Below are 17,671 nucleotides of genomic sequence, written 5' to 3'. Positions count from 1 at the left end.
CCCTAAAATTCTTTAGACACCAAGTCAGCAACTAATTCCTCTTCAATTTTAGAATTGGTTAATTTAGTGTAGTAAATTAAAGCAATATTGGTAGCTGTTTGCTTTAACTCTTGCATATATTCACATTTAAACTTTGCTACCTTTTCTTCAACAAGCTTGTTCATTTTTTTATTTTCTTCTTCCAGTACATTCTTAACGTCAGCTCTCATTTGTTCCACCTCAGCAAGTGCATCATCCATAATCGCTTTTGCCTTTACCCTAGCTTGACTTAAAGCCGCATTATATTCAGCAACCTGGGTTTCTGTAAGCTTTAAAAGGTGAAGGGAAATATTAAAAGAATCCAATATCCCTTTACTTCTAGCATTTATTATCTCATCTAATTTTGGTAGAAATAAAGATCTTACTACAAAAAAAAGCGAAGAAAAAAAAATCAAAAACCAAAAAACTTGAGAAAAGAAAGTTGATATATCAAGTTGCGGCATACTAACTAAATATTAACAACAATGCAATTACAAGCGCAAATAACCCAATTGATTCAATGAAACCTGCACCAACATAAATATATTTCTTCATCCTATCTTCTGACTCAGGGTTTCTTGCAATACCATTTAACATAGCAGAAAACATCTTAGATAAACCTAAACTAGCTCCTAACATACTCAGTGCACTTAAACCAATCGCTATAAACTTTAAAGCTACTAAATCCATACATTAACCTTTAACTATTCCTTAACGTGTTAATTATACAATATCCTGCAAGAAAGTCAATCACTTTACTGTATCAGATAGATACACACATGTTAAAGATGTGAATATATAAGCTTGGAGAACTGCAACGAATATTTCAAACCCTATTAACATAATTATAAACAAAAATGGTACAGGTGTGAGAAATACGTTCATATTGACAATAAATCCAGCTATTACCTTAATAATTGTATGGCCGGCAACCATGTTTGCTGCTAACCTGATGGATAAACTGATTGGTCGTGCTAAGTAAGTAAACAGCTCAATAGGAAGAATAAGTGGTGCAAGCACCAATGGTACACCCTTTGGCAGCAGTATGCGTAAAAACTCCACTCCTCTTTCTTTAAATCCAACAATCGTTACATATACAAAAACCACCATCGATAAAGCGAAAGTGACTATTATATGGCTTGTGACAGTAAAGCCATAAGGAAGAATGCCTACCAAATTACACGATAAAACAAAAATAAATACTGTGAATACCAATGGAATATGCTTTAGGCCTTTGCTACCAGTGTTACTTTCTATTATTGAAATAACAAAATCATATATATATTCAACAGCAGCCTGCAAATATCCTGGTATTACCGATCTCTTCCTTATTCCAAAGAGCAAAAAGAGCATCATTAATATTACCGAAATCATCATAAAAAGTGATGAATTGGTGAAGTTTATGTCATACCCAAATAATCTGGGTAATTCTATTATTGTATACACCTTGAACTGTTCTAGCGGGTTTGATGCCATTTTAATTCGAATTACAAACAGTATATAAAATATTAATTTTATAGAGCAAAGTCAAGAGTCTATGCTTTATTTGCTTGCCAACAGTTCAAATTGTAACATTAACATATTAATATTATATATTCAAAGCATTCCCTACTATTCCAGTGCTTTTTTTCCCTTTTGCCCCAGTTCCATTCTCTATCAGCCCAGTGTTACGCACTGGGCTGGCAATATGAGCGCTACTTGAATGACAAAACAAAACCCTCCAGCCTCACACCTTAAAAGCAGTATCTTATGCGAAACTTATGTCTACATAGGACTGATTAGGTAGATCATAATCACTCCACTCACCAAATTTCAGTGAGCCAGCCGTACCGGTAAGCTCTGTAGTAAACCAACCACTATCCTTTTCTGTTACCTTATTATCAGTAGTTTTTATTAATTCAATAGTTGCTTCTTTACCATTTGCCGAGAGCGCATGAGTGGTACTATTCGTTTTGATTTGTACATCTTTAATTGTAAAATGGTTCTCTGGCCTTTCTAGGTATAATTCTAATTCTCCTTCTATTGTTTTTTTAAGAGTAGGACCTGTTCCTGTTGATTCCATATCTTTAGTAGCTTTAAAAGTTCCCTTATAATCTTGACCTGCAAAAACGATTTTCTGATCTTTGTCGGTTAAGCCATTAATTCCTTCTTTTAATAATATTTCTTCAGAAGCCTTACTAACATTTGTAACCGCCTTTTTACCGTTTACCTGAATACCAATAAGCTTTTTTAATTTAATGTGTGCCATCTTTGCTCCATAAATAATTGACTTCTACCTGTTTCTAATTGAACTTGGTTAAGTTATTGTTAAAGTGGGTGAATTTTAACTGTCATCCTATAGCTTGTGCCACAACTGTACGAACATCCAGCAAAATGATATGGCTGGTATCATCCCAGTAATGGACACTGTGACCCAGCCTTTTCATAATGGACATTATTTTTAGCATAAAATCTGTTGCTAATTGCCTGATTTGCAAATATTTTTTATCTCGATTACACTATCAAACACTGGAATGACAACGGTTATATGATAAAAACCCTCCAGCCTCACACCGTAAAAAGCAGTGTTTTATGTGAAACTTATGTCTACATAGGACTGATTAGACAGATCAAAATCGTTCCACTCACCAAATTTCAGTGAGCCAGCCGTACCGGTAAGCTCTGTTGTAAACCAACCGCTATCCTTTTCTGTTACCTTATTATCAGTAGTTTTTATTAATTCAATAGTTGCTTCTTTGCTATTTGCTGAGAGTGTGTGAGTGGTACTACTCATGTTGATTTTTACATCTTTAATTTCGAAATGGTTTTCTGGTCCTTCAAAGTACAAATCTAAGTCTCCTGTACCTTTAGTAGTACCGCTTTTAAAAGTACCTTTATAATCATTCCCTGCAAAGACAATTGTTTTGCTTGCAGCAAGACCATTAACATGAGCTTGAAAATCAGCGCTAGCTGTTGTTGTATTATCCCCTACCTTAATACCAGTAAGCTTTTTTAATTTAATGTGTGCCATCTTTGCTCCATAAATAATTGACTTCTACCTGTTTCTAATTGAACTTGGTTAAGTTATTGTTAAAATGGATGAACTTTAATTTAGACTTAAAAATAGTATAAGATATTTATTTTCTATTAATGCGCGATTCTTCTATTTAAAGTAGAAATCACATTTGATTGTACGCGAAATAGTATGGTTTTATAGTTTAACTATATTATTTAATTAATGGAGTTAATATTATGCCTAAATATACAAAAGTAAAAAACGAAAGAAAAGTTCTCACATCACCAGTTGATATTGATAGCAGTGACACAGCTCTTTTACTAGGAAATGCAATGCCTATTGATGGTCATCATGAAGAAGCAGAAGATACTGGTATGGAGTCTGATAATCCCTTTTATGTAAACGCTGAAAGGGTGGATGCAAGAATTACGGAAGAAGGATATGTATATTCAGATACAGCTAGCAATACGAAATGGTATACAAGAGTCTATAACGCAATGATTGATTGGTTTAAATCCATTGGAGGCAGAAAATATGATTTTAACAATCCTTTATCTGACACATTTTCAGAAGAAAAAGGCGCAATAGATATAGATGTAAATATTACTGGTTTTGGTAATCCATTATATGTATTTCCACAAGAAAAACTAGATCTTCAGGATGCTAAAATTTCTGACAAATCAGAATTAACAAATAAAGAGGATAGAGCTAGCAATAAGCCATGGTATAAAAGAGCCTATAGTGCAATGATTGATTGGGCTCAGTCAGCTCGGAAAGGCATAGTTAGCGGTATGGTTGGTTTGTTGCAATCAATTAGACATAAGATTGATAAAATGATCGCTAAAATTGAAAGGTTAGATAACGTTGACAATGTTGAAGTTGATACTGATGTTAAAAAGTCAGCTTATAGTATTGACATTGATATTGAGGACTTTAGCTTAACAAAACCAAAAAGTTTGCTTGTTCAGGAAGAAGAAAGAGAAATGGCAGCAGTAAACACTACTCTTAACCCAAGTTTACCACCATATCCTCTAGCATATGCATATGAGGAGATTGCTCCTTCAGGTCATGAGGTGCTTGAAGTCCCAACTAGGATTGCATCTCCTCAGCATCAAAAGGTACAACAGTCCCAAAATATAGAACAGGACTTGATAACTTTTTAACTAATAGTAAAACCAAAAGCCACCGCAACGCGGTGGCTACCTTTTGCAATCACAATCTTTCTTCAATCCAAGCTTCTTGATAGGACTAATAGTTCTCTTCCCATATCATACACTTTGAAAGTCTATCAAATAACCATCTTAAAATCAGCTTTATTAAAATATTTACTTTCTATTAATACGCGATTCTTCTATTTAAAATAGAAATTACATCTGATTGTACGCTAAATAATATAATTTATAATTTAACTATATTATTTAATTAATGGAGTTAATATTATGCATCAATATAAAAAATTAGAAAACCTTGAAATTGATAGCAATAAAGACAATACAGCTAATAATAAGCCATGGTATAAAAGAGGTGTTTTTGGGTCAGTGATTAATTGGGCTCAATTAACTGTGATTAGTTTGTTGAAATCAATAAGACATCTTATTGATATGGCGATTGCTAAAATTGTAAGTAAAGAAAGTAACGTTGGAAATTCAAAAGATCTGCTTGTTCAGGAAAGAGAAATGGAAACAGTAACAAAGACTCTTAGCCCACGTTTACCATCGTATAAGGAAGCAATAAAAGGTGGTCCTCCAACATACGAGGAAACATTAAACGATAACCCTCCAATATACGAGGAAGCTATACATCACATGTCAAGTGCTCTAGCAGCAACTGAAATGCCAAGCATGTCATCAGAAGATCATACAAGCCAGTTGGTTGAAACACAAAATTCCCAAGCTAACTCAAATAAAGGATCTTCTAGTATTGTAGGTTTAGATACAACTTTCAAGAAAATCAGAATACCTAGAGCTAAATTACAGAGTACTGGCAAAGTTAAATCAAGTGTTGGTCGATCTGTAGCAAGAAGTGAAATGTTAGGATATAAGGCAGGAGGTAAATCATCAAGCGTCATATCAAACTCCAGTAGCGTGTCAAGTGCTAGCACAGAAAGTCTTTATCTGCCCGACATAGAAAGTGTTTGTTCGTCCGAAACAGAAAATGTTGATTTGCTCGGAAAAGGAAGTAAAACGTCAGGATATGAGACAGAAGGTAAAGCAACAAGTTTCGTATCAGATTTCAGTAACATGTCAAATGTTCTTTCACATCAAGCAGTAACTAAAATGCCAAGCATGTCATCAAAAGAGCGTGTAAGCGAATGGCTAAAAACGCAACCCAACCTAAGCGAACAATTTGCTAATCTTGCTGATTCGTTCGAAACAGAAAATGTTGATTTGCGTGGAAAAGGAAGTAAAATGTCAGGATATGAGGCAGAAGGTAAAACAGCAAGTTCTGTGTCAGATTCCACTAGCATGTCAAATGTTCTTTCACATCAAGCAGCAACTAAAATGCCAAGCATGTCATCAGAAGAGAGTACAAGCAAGTGGGTTGGAATACATAATTTCCAAGCTAACTCAAATAAAGGACCTTCTAGTGTTGCTGATTCGTCCGAAACAGCAAGTGTTATTTCATTGAAAGTAGGAAGCGTTGATTTGTGGGAAACAGAAAGTATTGGCTCGTGCGAAACAGGAAGTGTTGTTTCATTGAAAGCAGGAAGTGTTGTTTCATTGAAAGCAGGAAGTGTTGTTTCATTGAAAGCAGGAAGTGTTGGCTCATGTATATCAGGTGAGGCAGAAGGTGAAACAGCAAGTCCTGTGTCAGATTCCACTAGCATGTCAAATGCTCTTTCACATCAAGCAGTAACTGAAGTGCAAAGCATGTCATCAGAAGAGCATACAAGCCAGTTGGTTGAAACACAAAATTCTCAATCTAACTCAAATGAAGGATCTTCTAGTGTTGCTGATTTATTCGAAACAAAAAGTACTGTTTCATCGAAAGCAGGAAGTGTTGCTTCGCGGAAAGCAAGAAGTGTTTTATCAGATTCGTCAAATTATCTCTCATGCAGTGCTGATTCGTCTGAAACGGAAAGTGTTGTATCAGGTTCGTCGAATTATCTCTCATTGAGTGCTGATTCGTCTGAAACAGAAAGTGTTCTAAGTTTAACACCAGAACCAGTAGAAAAAGTCTGGCTTACCGCAAGACCATTGAGAGCCTTTGTAAATTTTGTTATGAGGCCCTTTAGAGCTACTGAAGTTGTGAAAGACAGTATCGTCAGATTGGAAGAAGGTTTAATACATCTTGATTGTAAACCTTCTCAAGAAAGAGTGACTACTCCTACACCACTATACGTGGAAGTTACTCCTAACACTCAACTAAGATCTGTAGCACCAAGTGCTGGCGCTGAACGTTTACAAAAGGCTCAAGCAGAAGGTATTCCAGGTCAACATGAACGTAGTGTTTTACAAGATGTACGGCTTTCTAGACTTCGTGATCCTGAAACTGCTAAAGAATTAATTGACACTCCTTTTATGAGACCATAAAATAAAAGCCACCGCCTTGCGGTGGCTACCTTTTACGAGTTATAGATCTCTCTTCAATCCAAGCAACTTCAATAGCTCTCTTTCAGTATCATACACTTTGAAAGTCGATCAAATAACTATCTTTAAACCAATTTTATTAAAATATTTATTTTCTATTAAAACGCGATATCATTGCTGATAATAAAGATTATATTCAATTGTACGTTGAATAGTATAGTTTATAATTTAATTATATTATTAATTAATAGGAAAGATATGAAAACAAAACCAGAACCATTTTTCAGTACAATTATAAAAAATCATCAAAAGCCAAGTCTTTTGGAAAGATTGAGTAGATTCATTGCTACGCCATTTGTTGAAATTTATAATTCTATCAAGTCACGCAATGAATGTAGACAGGAAATTCCTTCTAACTTTACTGATAACTCTACATCATCTAATTTATACCTTGGTAATCCAGAGCTTATAGATGAGTATGTAATAGACATGAAAGACAACCCACTTGATAGAGACAGAGGAAGCATTCAAACAAAGCCTCGTAGTGAGGAAAAAACAAGCAATGAATTTAAGAAAGAAGAAAAAATAGATACTCCTAGCTTAACGGTACCAGAACTAAGCAAAAGGGAAAAAAGTGGATTTTTTCAAACATTTAAGAGATTTATGACAAAATTCTTTACTGCAAGAGCTAAAGAGAGTGCAACAGTGTATCATAATGCCAAGAGTGTAAGTGCATTAGGTAATGGTGACTATGTATCTTTTACTGAAATAGATTATCCACCTCTGAGTGACCAACCTCTAAGCGCTCAACCCTTTCAAGAAAGAAGGATTGCTCCTCCAACATCACACGAGGAAGCTACTCAAGAACAACCTAATAGTTCTGTGGACGGTATGAGTACTGAACATACACAAACCACACAAGGTAAAAAGCAAGAAGAAACTTTTGTTTTTTATATATAAAGGTAAAACCAGCCACCGTAACGGGCTTTGTTGCATAGCTAGTTGGCATCAGGTAGTATATGATAAGTTCATGAGGCTACCTGAAATTTAGCCATACCTATATCAGTAAATTTATTCAGCAAATAGCACTTGAGTAGCAGTTCCTTCTCACGATTAACCTCAGATTTATTCCTAAAACTAAACCCAAATATTTGCTTTAATCGCGAAAAGAATGCTTCTATGTAGGATCTTTTTCCATATCCTACCTCCTTTTTCCATTGCTTTATTTTCTCTATTGTATCTCCATCAAACGATCTTATTAACCTAACTGCAGTATTTCTTTGGGCCATATAATCCAAATTCTGATGCTCTACTGCATCAATTTTTGGTGGTATTTTCGTTTTTATTCTAAGCTTGTAACATTGCTGATAAATCATGGCTCTGTCATATGCACCATCTGCATATAACGTTTCTATTTTACCATAATCATTTTTCATCAGCTTACTAGCTGCCCAGTGGTCAGGATAATATAGTTCAGTGTATTTTAAATCCATAACTTTTTTGCTGCTTATATCTAACATTACATGCATTTTTCTTGCTTGTTCTCTCCCTCTGTATTGTCTCACTTCATTATTTTTTTTGTTATGGCCAGCAGTAGTGTTATAGATGCCAATACCAGTGCTATCTATAGCAATTTCAATGTTTTCCATATTATTTTTATCGATCCTGTTGTCATTAATCTTAATATTCAGTTTTTTAAATCTTCTTGAGGCCTGTGAATAGCTGATGACTTGTAGGCTTTTTCCTATTTGCTCGAGGTATCCTTTTATAAATCCTACCGTTTGCCTCAGGCCAATCCTAAATAGATAAGTTATTATATGAACTAAAATCACAACTTTATCGCTGTAAATGTTGTTTCCACCTGCTACTTTTGGTCTATTTTCGTGCCAATTTTCAATGGCGTCGTTAATGTAATGAAAAATATTTCCCCTTTCTTCGAGAAATTTGTTATATAGCTAACTAAAATAAGCTTTCCCTAGACTGGATTTTATGATAATAAAGGCATGTTGAATAAAAAGCAGAGGTTAAAAATGCCAAAACCATACAGCGAAGATTTACGTGAACGTGTTTTAAAAGTGGTAGATGAGAAAAAAATGAGCATGAAAGCTGTGAGTGAGATGTTCAGTATTGACAGAAAAACACTGTATTGGTGGAGAAAAAGAAGGGAAGAAACTGGAAGCGTAAAGCCAGCCTATGGCTACCAAACAGGTCATAGGAGCAAGATTAAAGACATGGGCAGTTTTTTTAAATTTCTGGAAGATAATCAAGATGTTACGACTGATAAAGTAATTGAAAAATTTGGGAATATGTGCAAAGAGACAGCATACAATTATCTAAAAAAAGCTGGCTATACATATAAAAAAAACCTTTCTTTATCAAGAGAGAGATGAAGGAAAACGTAAAGAATTCAAAGAAAAAGTAGCTAAAATAAACAAAGAAAACCTGGTATTTATAGATGAATCTGGAATTGATGACAACGAATTTTACGCATATGGATGGGCTCCGAAAGGGAAGAGATTGTTTGCTGAAAAACCTGCATTTAAGAAGAAAAGGATCAGTATTATTGGAGCTTTAAATCAGGGAAAAGTTGGTGCACCATGTGCATTTGAGGGATATTGCAACAGTGAACTTTTTGAGGCTTATGTTGAAAATATACTAATTCCTGAATTGAAAATTGGACAGACAGTCATCCTTGATAATGCAAGCTTCCATAAGTCCGTAAAAATTAGAAAACTGATTGAGAATGTAGGGTGTAACGTATTGTTTTTACCGCCATATTCACCGGATTTGAATCCTTACTTTTACCCATAACTTTGAGAAGTTATTATGTGAAGCATAACCATGCTCTCTCTAAGATTTTCATAGCCTCGCCATAGAGTCATACTTCCTGGTAAATTATCACCTTTTCTATTCATAAACCCACCTAATTTTCCTAACCAAATAATAGCTTGTTTTATGTTTGGAGGTTCTTCGGGCAATGTGGCCACTTGATGCTCACGTATGTAAAGAGCTTTCCACTCTTCATTGCTTAGAACCTTAGTGCAAGCCTCCATAGGATGCGATAAAGCCACTTTTGTTAAATATAAAATTTTAAATGTAATAATGCTCTTTATAGCAATTAATTTCTGTAGCCTTTCCTTTGTAGTTAAACGAGAGCTTTCTATTTTACATCCTGATTTTAAAATTCTAAAGTATTCTTCAATTTTCCATCGTAGCTTATACCAATTTATCCTTTCTATGGCATCTAAAGTGCTATTAACTGGTACATTAGTTAACAAAGTCCAATCGATAGCTTCAACTCCTTTAGGAGGATCCATTTCCTTTGCGCTTACCACATATACAGCGACTTTATCACTTATTTTATGTGCTGTATCTTTTGACCCATAAATGTAAGGCGCTCTGATAGGTATATAGCCTTTCATATATTTTACTTCAATATTTGCTTTTCTTGACTTCTGGTGCCCGTTTTTAGCAACTTCCAAGACGATTTTCTCTTTTACCGGAAGTTGAGCTATGCGTGTTTGCAAATCTGTTTTTCCCTCTTCAGTACAGATAAATTTTCTATTAGCTCGGTTACGGATTACATAAAAACTACCCAATGATTCAGCTATCCATAAAAATTTGAAGATATCTGCTTCCCTATCACCAAGAGTGACAAGTTGTACATCTTTGGAAACGTTATTTATGGTTTCTTTTAGTGCTGCTATCCACTTATAACTTTCTTTCTCCTCTATAGAAGTACGGTATTTCCTATTTGCTTTTTCTTTTGCTGTTTCTTCTTTTCTAGCGGGACGCGCCCAGCACTGTTGAGAAGATAAACCTAAAGGTAATCCTTCTTTACTGACCATTAAGGCACTATGCAGCAGCAAACCCTTTTTATGCTTTGTATAAGCTTTAGAAATACTGCCTAGCCCTTTGGTATTTATATGAGAGTCAAAATCCAAATAACTAGTATCTTGGATTGAAAATATAAGCTTATTTCCTTTTATCCTTTCCGCTGTTTCTTTATGATGAGAAGAATAAATTTTCTCGGCCTCAAGCTTTTCATTACTAAACAACCTGTACGCGCCCTTAGCTTCTTTCCATCCACCACAACTTTGATTAATTGATCCAGATGCCTTACGCTCTATAAGATAACTTGTTGTAATAAGCCTCTTATTAAGCCTTATATCTCCCAGATTAACATGTCTCAACTCTCTTTCTAGCCATTTGTCCCCTAAGCTATCAGTATATTGCGTATTTGTATTTACTCCGTACATTTTTAAACCCTTTATCAAATATATGAATTTGCTATTTTACTAGCTTTTTTATATTTGTGGGTAAAAGTAAGATTTGAATCCAATTGAGCATTTTTGGTTTGCAATTAAACATGCTGTGAGAAAAATACTGCCAATTTTCTGGCCAGATGTTAACGCTGCTATTGATTTTATTTTTCAAAAATCGGGGAAAGCTTATCTGTGTTAGCTATATTCGTTTTGGTTACTGACTTTCATTTTGACTGGCATCTTTTTCCTTTGTCGGTTAAATGCCTGTTTTATAATGAATTTAGTCAGTAACTTCCAGCTTTTTTCTCCCTAGCTATGCAACAAAGCCTGTCACGCACTGGAATGACACCAAAGGTTGATGTTTTTAGTTTGCTTTCTCGCCAAATTAGAAGTTCATACAGTTGTGTGCGTGACACTGGGATGACACTATTTTCTTGCGCTTTTGCCTTAAAGTTGGAATGTTCGTACAGTTGTGAATTTATTCACGGCCGGAGTTTACTTCATTTTCCTGGCTTTTCTCTAGCACAACCTTAATATGGCGTTTTTTACCAGCGGATAATTTTATAAACGACTGATCTACAAAACTCTCATGGTTTATGACATAATCAACTGTGTTTATAATATTATTGTTAATTTTACACCCATTGCCTTCTATTAAACGCTTTGCAGAACTTTTTGATGACTCCAATTCCGTTATCTTCAGTAAGTCTATTAGCAACAGACCATTTACAACATATTCTTTTTTTAAAACGTAGCTTGGTAATAGAGAATTGTCTTCACCTTCAAAAGCAGAAATTGCGGCAAACCTTGCATGTTCAGCTTCTTTATCACCATGACATATTTTTGTAACCTCTGTTGCCAAAATCTTTTTTGCCTCATTTATTTCTTGATCTTTTAAGGACTCTAATTTTTTGATCTCATCAATTGGCAGATCAGTGAATAATCTCAAGAAACGCCCTACATCTTGATCATCAACATTGCGAAAATATTGCCAATAATCGTATGGCTTTAACATCTCACCACTTAGCCAGATTGCTCCACTTTCAGTTTTGCCCATTTTTTTTCCTTGGGAATTAAGCAAAAGAGGTGTCGTAAGACCAAATAATTCAGGTAAATTCAACTTTTTTCCAAGCTCAATTCCATTTACTATATTTCCCCATTGGTCTGATCCACCTATCTGTAAACAACAACCATACTTTTTGTTCAGTTCAGCAAAATCATAAGCCTGCAATAGCATATAATTAAATTCCAGAAAGCTTAGGTTTTGTTCTCTATCCAGTCTAGTTTTCACACTATCAAAACTGAGCATACGATTTACAGAGAAATGCGCTCCTATATCACGTAAAAAATCTATATATTTTATATTATCTAGCCAATCTGCGTTATTTACTACAACCGAATCTGCATTTCCATTACCAAAAGATATCATTTTTTCCAATGTCTTCTTTATACCAAATACATTTTGATTGATATCTTGAATAGACAAGACGCTTCTTGCTTTATCTTTTCCAGATGGGTCACCAATTCTCGTTGTTCCACCTCCAAGCAAAACTATCGGTTTATAACCAAATTTTTGCAGATGACGGAGCATCATTATCTGAATTAGGCTACCAATATGAAGACTTTTTGCCGTGCAATCAAAGCCAATATACGCAATTATATGGTTATTTTGGAATAATAACTGATCTAATCTTTCAATATTTGTACACTGGTATAGGTACCCTCTCTCTTGAATAAAATTTAAAAATTCAGATTTATATTTCATTTCGTTTAAAACCCTCCCTCTCTAAGGTTCTCATCCCAGTAACCATTATCCTGTTATCTCAGTAACAATAATTCTGTCATCCCAGTGCGTGACACTGGGATCCATCTTATTTTATCTTTCATTATGGACATTATATGTTCTAGAACACATTGTACACCACCTGATTTGCAAACATTTTTATACTTAGATCCCAGTGTCACGCACTGGGATGACATGGAAAAAAAACACTGGGACAACATGTGGAAAAAACACTGGGATGACAAAGAAATGGAAAGTTTTATTAATAACTTCAAATCTTTCTGTAGCGATGCAACAAAGCCGAATGACACCTGTTGCGTTTCCAGATTACAATGTTCGTACAGTTGTGCGTCATGCATTTGAATAACGCCAATTGGTTTTTTATTAATACAATATAATAGATCTAGTTCCACAGTTCTTCTATTTTATAATATTCCCTTACTTCTGGCCTAAATATATGAACCATTATGCCTTTGAAGTTCAACACTACCCAATTACCTTCATCCATACCCTCTACATCTATCTTATCATATCGTTTAAGACTTTTTATTATATGTTCAGCTAAAGCTTTTACATGACGGCTTGAATCACCAGACGCAATAATCATATACTTCGCAATCACGGTCTTATTTCGTACATCAAAAGTAACTATGTCACGGCCTTTATTTTGGTCTATTATATTTTCAATTGTGCTTTTCATTGATTCGATATTGCTTGATACATCAGTCATCATTTAGAGATTATATGGTTTATTTATTAATTATACACTCAAAATTTCTAAATATGAACTATTTTTGATATTAGGCACATCGCGCTAAATTTCTTCCTGGACTCAATTGTACAAGTTTTGTTCCGGTTAAGCTCTTGGAGAAACCACTTTCTCTGTATTTTTCTTGGTCAAACTTTCCATTGATTTTATCACTTGCTGGACTCAATGGTACAAGTTTTATTTTAGCTAAGTTCTTGGAGAAATCACTTTCTCTGTATTTTTTTAGATCAAACTTTCCATTGAGCTTATTACTTATCAGGTAATCATGTGCTGCATTAATAAACTGGGATTTCATTTCCCTATAGTTAATATACTCTGTTGTACCATTATTATCCCATTCACAACCTAAATGTTCTTCATCGTCAATGTGAATATTTTTTTCATTTCTGCAATTTTTAATATTAGGATTATGCTGAAGCTTTACATTTAGTCTGTAAGTCTTATCAAAAATAATTTGATCGTTAAGTTTACCAGTAAGTTGTGCTGGCTCTGTAATTACAGGATCACCTTCCCTGCCAACAATTAAAACAGGACTCTTTATATTTTTTATAGTTTCTTCTGAATTAAGTTCTAATCCAAAAAATTTACGCAAAATATGTAGAGATTTGACAGCTAGCCATTTCTCAAAAGTATTTGCTACGTCATTAAGAGAGCTATAAGAATTACTATGAATTAATGTTAAATAAATTCCTTGTGCTTCAAACCTCTTTAAAACTTCCGTTGCTACACCTCCTCCCATAGAGTTAGTGTCTAGCACTATATTATTTGGACTTACACCGTCCAGAAGACGCTGATTTACCATGGCCATTCCGGCTTGAACTAATTTTTCACCATTTGTAAGAAATTTAAATAGTGCTGGAATCTTTTTTCTGTCCAAAAAGAATTGAAGAATTTCTTCTATATCCTTGTTTTTTTGTGATTCTTGGTCAATGGTTCCTTCATTTGTTGCTTGTTTTTCACCTACAAGCAGCTTTTTATATTTTTTTACTAGTTCATGATCTAAATCTTTCAGATGACTTTCAATCACGTTGGCAGCAAATTTTTCCTTAATGAAGTTAAAAGATATCCATATCAAGCACACGGTAAAAAGTACACACGCTATAATTGATAGCATTACTGATGCAGTAGCTACGCTGGCAATCACCTCTTTAGGTTTTTGATTGCTATACGATAAGTATAATAACACATAAGAAGCAGCAGATAATATTGCAGCACATAACCACAATGAAATTGCTGCTCTAGTAAATCTCTTCTCTCTATTGCTCAATTCTTCCTGGAAATGTTCTGGATTAATAATTTCAGAAAAATAAGGATAGTCAAAATAATACTCAACCACATTAAGTTTACCTACTTTTAGTGGTGTAGCTTTTCCAGGTACATTCACTTTAATACAACCAAGTATTCCAAAAAACTCAACTACATGTTTCGTATTCTTTCTTGATCTTGGGTGACCATTGATATGATAAATTACCTTCATTTTGCTATCAATATGTTTAATATATATTAACAAAAATTCACAATAAAATCAAGAATAAATTTGAAATATTAGTGCTAATCATTACTAAATTAGTATAATTAAGAATATATATTAAGCTGAATGGCAAAATGCACAACCCAAAAGGCAATGAAAGACTCATGAATATTGGCTGCGTTGTAAATTCACATGAAATTTGCTTTGGATAAGAGGTAATACGCTTAAATATCTACCAGTTCGTGTGTGTAACTACTTAACCATAATTAACTGAATTTAAACCCCAGTCATTTCCAATTTTTACTTCCACTTCAAGTGGGATAGAAATTTCTACCACATTTTCCATTACATTTTTCATTAGCTCTACTGTTTCTTGCACCCTCCCCTCCTCTACTTCAACCAACAATTCATCATGCACCTGTAATATTATTTTTCCTGCTTTTAGTCGGTCAAAAAGCTGAATCATTGCGCGTTTTATAATATCCGCAGCAGTTCCCTGCAGTGGCGCATTAATTGCCGCTCTCTCTGCAAATTGCCTTATATAAGAAATTGTATTGTGTATATCTTTTACAAAACACCTTCTACCAAACAAAGTTTCTACATAACCATTTGACCTGGCAATTGCTATTATCTCTTCCATATAGGTCTTTATTTCTGGGTAGCAGGAAAAATAATAATTAATATATTCAGCAGCTTCTGCAATGGTGATGCCAAGCTGCTTTGCAAGACCAAACGGACTAATACCATATATGATTCCAAAATTGATAGATTTTGCTTTTCTTCTTAGCTGCTCATTTACATTTGCACCTTCTTGCACTCCAAAAACTTGCCTTGCAGTAATATCGTGAATATCTTGCCCATTTGCAAAAGCTTCTTTAAATGCTGAAACATTTGCCACATGCGCCAAGAGTCTCAATTCTATTTGTGAATAATCAGCAGAAATTATCTTATGCCCTTTTGGTGCAATAAACGCCTGTCTGATAAGATTCCCTTCTTTGCTTCTGATTGGAATATTCTGTAAATTAGGATTGCTGGAGCTCAGCCTACCAGTTGCAGTTACAGTTGTTGAGAAATGTGTATGTATCCTGCCATCTTGAAGATCAACTTGCTTTATTAGCGCATCAGTGTATGTACCCTTTAATTTACTCAAATGCCTCCAATGTAAAATTTTACTTGCGATTTCCACTCCTTCTGTTTCAAGCTCTTCTAATACTTCAGAGTTTGTGCTATAAGCACCTGATTTTTTTGATTTTTTCTTTTTATTTAACTCCATCTTATTAAATAAAACGTCACTCAATTGTTTTGGTGAAGCGATGTTAAAATTTTCCCCTGCTAAGTTATGTATCTCATTCTCAAGCACAGCAATTATCTGCTGAAACCTATCCGACATCTCCTGCAATTTTTCAATATTGAGCAATATTCCATTTTTTTCCATATCAAAGATCACTTTCATGAGTGGCTTATCAAAGCGTTCGTAGATTGTGAACAATTTTTCATGAAATAATCTTTGTTCTAATCTTTTATGAAGAGCAATTAAAGTTTTTGCTGAGAAATTTTCTACATTTCCGCTTAAATTATGTGCAACTATGTTTGGAATGCTGTGATCATGTTTTCCTGTGTCTAAGCTATATGACATTATCATCAAATCATCCCATGATGTCATGCGATTGTCAGCTACTTGGATCACAGAAATTATTCGTTTTATATCATGAACTATTTTTAGTATTCCATTTGAAAATAAAGTTGAGTTAATTGTAATTAGTGCGTCTTGTATATTAGCTTGCTCTATATAGAAAACATTACTTTCGCTATAAGATAAGGAAATCTTACTTAATGTATTACTTTCAAAGTGACAATAAATTGCGATTTTACCTTCATATCTACAATGCTCCAAAAATTTCTCTAGTACCTCACTACTATATTCTGTTTTTTCTTCTGCGCTTGATACGTTATAGGAAAAAAGTTTTTCTACTTTTCCTATCAAAGAATTAAATTCATATTTCTTTAGAAAGGATAATAATTTCTCCATATTCGGAGTGTGAACTTTATATTCTTCAATATCATGCTGAAAATCTACTTTTTCACACAGCGATACAAGCTCTCTTGAAATTAACGCTTTTTCCCTATGTTCAGTGAGAATATTTCGTATTCTGGTTTGCGCTATTTTATCTACGTTTTTTAAGATGTCATCCAGTGAGCCAAATTCATCCAATAACTTAGCTGCAGTTTTTGGCCCTATTCCTGGTACCCCTGGAATGTTATCAGATGCATCTCCGGTTAAAGAAAGTAAATCAAGCAGTTTACTTGAGTTTACACCAAATTTTTCTACCACACGTTTTTCGTCTATGTATATATTTTTTATAGGATCAAATATTAAAACATTGTGATTTAAAAGCTGAAATAAATCTTTATCTGATGAAACAACCACCACTTTAAAATCTTGGGTGTTGCCATATTTTGCAGCTAGTGTTGCAATGATATCATCTGCTTCATAGCCTTCAACTTCTTCATAGCTCATATTAAAAGCTTCCACTGCTTCTCTTAGTATTGCAAACTGTGGAGTTAAATCTTCAGGAGGACTAACTCTATTTGCTTTGTATTCAGAGTACAAATCATGCCTAAAATTTTTCTTACCAGAATCAAATGCGATGATTAGATAATCCGAATGAGCTATATACTTCAGAACCATGTTCAAAAAGCCATATACACCACCTATCGGCACACCAGTTGTGGTAATTAAGTGAGGCAACACATAATAAGCTCTGAAAAGAAAACCATAGCCATCAATGATCGTGAAAGTTTTTTCTTTCATTTTAGATATTTCTATATGGTTTGATCGT

The 17,671-nt window shown here is 34.2% G+C and carries 19 protein-coding genes; 5 read left to right on the top strand and 14 right to left on the bottom strand.

The window, feature by feature from the left end:
* Positions 1-2: 2 nt before the first annotated feature.
* The 6 genes from ASM33_RS04135 to ASM33_RS04115 all read right to left on the bottom strand — a co-directional run bounded on the left by ASM33_RS04135 (position 3) and on the right by ASM33_RS04115 (position 3,028).
* Positions 3-482, bottom strand: coding sequence for a F0F1 ATP synthase subunit B family protein (locus ASM33_RS04135; protein ID WP_110410253.1), 480 nt, complete (start codon positions 480-482; stop codon positions 3-5).
* Between the two features lies 1 nt (position 483).
* Positions 484-708 carry a F0F1 ATP synthase subunit C gene (locus ASM33_RS04130; RefSeq protein WP_110410254.1) on the bottom strand — a complete coding sequence of 75 codons (225 nt, stop codon included), beginning with the start codon at positions 706-708 and terminating at the stop codon, positions 484-486.
* Between the two features lie 60 nt (positions 709-768).
* The gene (locus tag ASM33_RS04125; protein WP_110410255.1) at positions 769-1,494 is read right to left on the bottom strand and encodes a F0F1 ATP synthase subunit A; all 726 of its coding nucleotides are present in this window, start codon (positions 1,492-1,494) and stop codon (positions 769-771) included.
* A gap of 112 nt (positions 1,495-1,606) precedes the next feature.
* Positions 1,607-1,732: a hypothetical protein gene (locus tag ASM33_RS08820; RefSeq protein ID WP_257790989.1), complete on the bottom strand. Its 126-nt coding sequence runs from the start codon at positions 1,730-1,732 to the stop codon at positions 1,607-1,609.
* Positions 1,733-1,765: 33 nt separating this feature from the next.
* Positions 1,766-2,266 carry a hypothetical protein gene (locus ASM33_RS04120; RefSeq protein WP_110410256.1) on the bottom strand — a complete coding sequence of 167 codons (501 nt, stop codon included), beginning with the start codon at positions 2,264-2,266 and terminating at the stop codon, positions 1,766-1,768.
* Between the two features lie 321 nt (positions 2,267-2,587).
* Positions 2,588-3,028, bottom strand: coding sequence for a hypothetical protein (locus ASM33_RS04115; protein ID WP_110410257.1), 441 nt, complete (start codon positions 3,026-3,028; stop codon positions 2,588-2,590).
* Positions 3,029-3,249: 221 nt separating this feature from the next.
* On the opposite strand from ASM33_RS04115, the gene ASM33_RS04110 reads away from it, so the two are divergent.
* From ASM33_RS04110 to ASM33_RS04100, 3 genes are all read left to right on the top strand, one after another.
* Complete coding sequence (locus tag ASM33_RS04110) at positions 3,250-4,176, top strand: hypothetical protein (protein ID WP_110410258.1); 927 nt, start codon at positions 3,250-3,252, stop codon at positions 4,174-4,176.
* A gap of 276 nt (positions 4,177-4,452) precedes the next feature.
* Entirely contained in the window at positions 4,453-6,546 is a 2,094-nt protein-coding gene (locus tag ASM33_RS04105) for a hypothetical protein (RefSeq protein WP_110410259.1), read from the top strand.
* Positions 6,547-6,801: 255 nt separating this feature from the next.
* Complete coding sequence (locus ASM33_RS04100; protein WP_110410260.1) at positions 6,802-7,503, top strand: hypothetical protein; 702 nt, start codon at positions 6,802-6,804, stop codon at positions 7,501-7,503.
* Between the two features lie 68 nt (positions 7,504-7,571).
* Here the strand turns inward: ASM33_RS04100 and ASM33_RS04095 are convergent, their stop codons facing one another.
* Positions 7,572-8,465: an IS5 family transposase gene (locus tag ASM33_RS04095; protein ID WP_110410261.1), complete on the bottom strand. Its 894-nt coding sequence runs from the start codon at positions 8,463-8,465 to the stop codon at positions 7,572-7,574.
* Between the two features lie 108 nt (positions 8,466-8,573).
* On the opposite strand from ASM33_RS04095, the gene ASM33_RS04090 reads away from it, so the two are divergent.
* On the top strand, positions 8,574-8,933 hold the full coding sequence (locus tag ASM33_RS04090) for an IS630 transposase-related protein (protein WP_157956363.1): 360 nt from the start codon (positions 8,574-8,576) through the stop codon (positions 8,931-8,933).
* Positions 8,887-9,354 (top strand): IS630 family transposase, encoded by a 468-nt coding sequence (locus ASM33_RS04085; RefSeq protein WP_110409220.1) that lies wholly within the window; start codon positions 8,887-8,889, stop codon positions 9,352-9,354. Before ASM33_RS04090 ends, ASM33_RS04085 begins: the two co-directional genes overlap by 47 nt.
* Here the strand turns inward: ASM33_RS04085 and ASM33_RS04080 are convergent.
* From ASM33_RS04080 to polA, 7 genes are all read right to left on the bottom strand, one after another.
* Positions 9,345-10,820 carry an IS4 family transposase gene (locus ASM33_RS04080; RefSeq protein ID WP_157956338.1) on the bottom strand — a complete coding sequence of 492 codons (1,476 nt, stop codon included), beginning with the start codon at positions 10,818-10,820 and terminating at the stop codon, positions 9,345-9,347. The genes ASM33_RS04085 and ASM33_RS04080 overlap by 10 nt on opposite strands.
* A 272-nt stretch (positions 10,821-11,092) precedes the next feature.
* Complete coding sequence (locus tag ASM33_RS08815) at positions 11,093-11,224, bottom strand: hypothetical protein (RefSeq protein WP_257791015.1); 132 nt, start codon at positions 11,222-11,224, stop codon at positions 11,093-11,095.
* Between the two features lie 62 nt (positions 11,225-11,286).
* Complete coding sequence (gene tyrS, locus ASM33_RS04075; protein WP_110410262.1) at positions 11,287-12,573, bottom strand: tyrosine--tRNA ligase; 1,287 nt, start codon at positions 12,571-12,573, stop codon at positions 11,287-11,289.
* Positions 12,574-12,626: 53 nt separating this feature from the next.
* A complete protein-coding gene (locus ASM33_RS08465; RefSeq protein ID WP_162297604.1) occupies positions 12,627-12,950 on the bottom strand; it encodes a hypothetical protein in 324 nt (107 codons plus the stop codon).
* Between the two features lie 44 nt (positions 12,951-12,994).
* Positions 12,995-13,321, bottom strand: a complete 327-nt coding sequence (gene rsfS / locus ASM33_RS04070) for a ribosome silencing factor (protein WP_110410592.1) — start codon at positions 13,319-13,321, stop codon at positions 12,995-12,997.
* Between the two features lie 70 nt (positions 13,322-13,391).
* The gene (locus ASM33_RS08515; RefSeq protein ID WP_179947429.1) at positions 13,392-14,837 is read right to left on the bottom strand and encodes a hypothetical protein; all 1,446 of its coding nucleotides are present in this window, start codon (positions 14,835-14,837) and stop codon (positions 13,392-13,394) included.
* 250 nt (positions 14,838-15,087) lie between these two features.
* Positions 15,088-17,643, bottom strand: a complete 2,556-nt coding sequence (gene polA, locus ASM33_RS04060) for a DNA polymerase I (protein ID WP_110410263.1) — start codon at positions 17,641-17,643, stop codon at positions 15,088-15,090.
* Positions 17,644-17,671 lie beyond the last annotated feature (28 nt).

Origin of the sequence: Wolbachia endosymbiont of Folsomia candida (assembly GCF_001931755.2) — a bacterium.
GTDB lineage: Bacteria > Pseudomonadota > Alphaproteobacteria > Rickettsiales > Anaplasmataceae > Wolbachia.
Note: the sequence above shows the minus strand (reverse complement) of the source record. Positions and strands in the feature narration are given on the sequence as shown.

Bases quoted from the DNA above. Each gene is read 5' to 3' on its own strand.
- ASM33_RS04105 (WP_110410259.1), top strand. From the start codon at position 4,453: ATGCATCAATATAAAAAATTAGAAAACCTTGAAATTGATAGCAATAAA.
- ASM33_RS04130 (WP_110410254.1), bottom strand. From the start codon at position 708: ATGGATTTAGTAGCTTTAAAGTTTATAGCGATTGGTTTAAGTGCACTG.
- polA (WP_110410263.1), bottom strand. From the start codon at position 17,643: ATGAAAGAAAAAACTTTCACGATCATTGATGGCTATGGTTTTCTTTTC.
- ASM33_RS04090 (WP_157956363.1), top strand. From the start codon at position 8,574: ATGCCAAAACCATACAGCGAAGATTTACGTGAACGTGTTTTAAAAGTG.
- ASM33_RS04110 (WP_110410258.1), top strand. From the start codon at position 3,250: ATGCCTAAATATACAAAAGTAAAAAACGAAAGAAAAGTTCTCACATCA.
- rsfS (WP_110410592.1), bottom strand. From the start codon at position 13,321: ATGACTGATGTATCAAGCAATATCGAATCAATGAAAAGCACAATTGAA.
- ASM33_RS04125 (WP_110410255.1), bottom strand. From the start codon at position 1,494: ATGGCATCAAACCCGCTAGAACAGTTCAAGGTGTATACAATAATAGAA.
- ASM33_RS04120 (WP_110410256.1), bottom strand. From the start codon at position 2,266: ATGGCACACATTAAATTAAAAAAGCTTATTGGTATTCAGGTAAACGGT.
- ASM33_RS04135 (WP_110410253.1), bottom strand. From the start codon at position 482: ATGCCGCAACTTGATATATCAACTTTCTTTTCTCAAGTTTTTTGGTTT.
- ASM33_RS08465 (WP_162297604.1), bottom strand. From the start codon at position 12,950: ATGCATGACGCACAACTGTACGAACATTGTAATCTGGAAACGCAACAG.
- ASM33_RS04115 (WP_110410257.1), bottom strand. From the start codon at position 3,028: ATGGCACACATTAAATTAAAAAAGCTTACTGGTATTAAGGTAGGGGAT.
- ASM33_RS04100 (WP_110410260.1), top strand. From the start codon at position 6,802: ATGAAAACAAAACCAGAACCATTTTTCAGTACAATTATAAAAAATCAT.
- ASM33_RS08515 (WP_179947429.1), bottom strand. From the start codon at position 14,837: ATGAAGGTAATTTATCATATCAATGGTCACCCAAGATCAAGAAAGAAT.
- tyrS (WP_110410262.1), bottom strand. From the start codon at position 12,573: ATGAAATATAAATCTGAATTTTTAAATTTTATTCAAGAGAGAGGGTAC.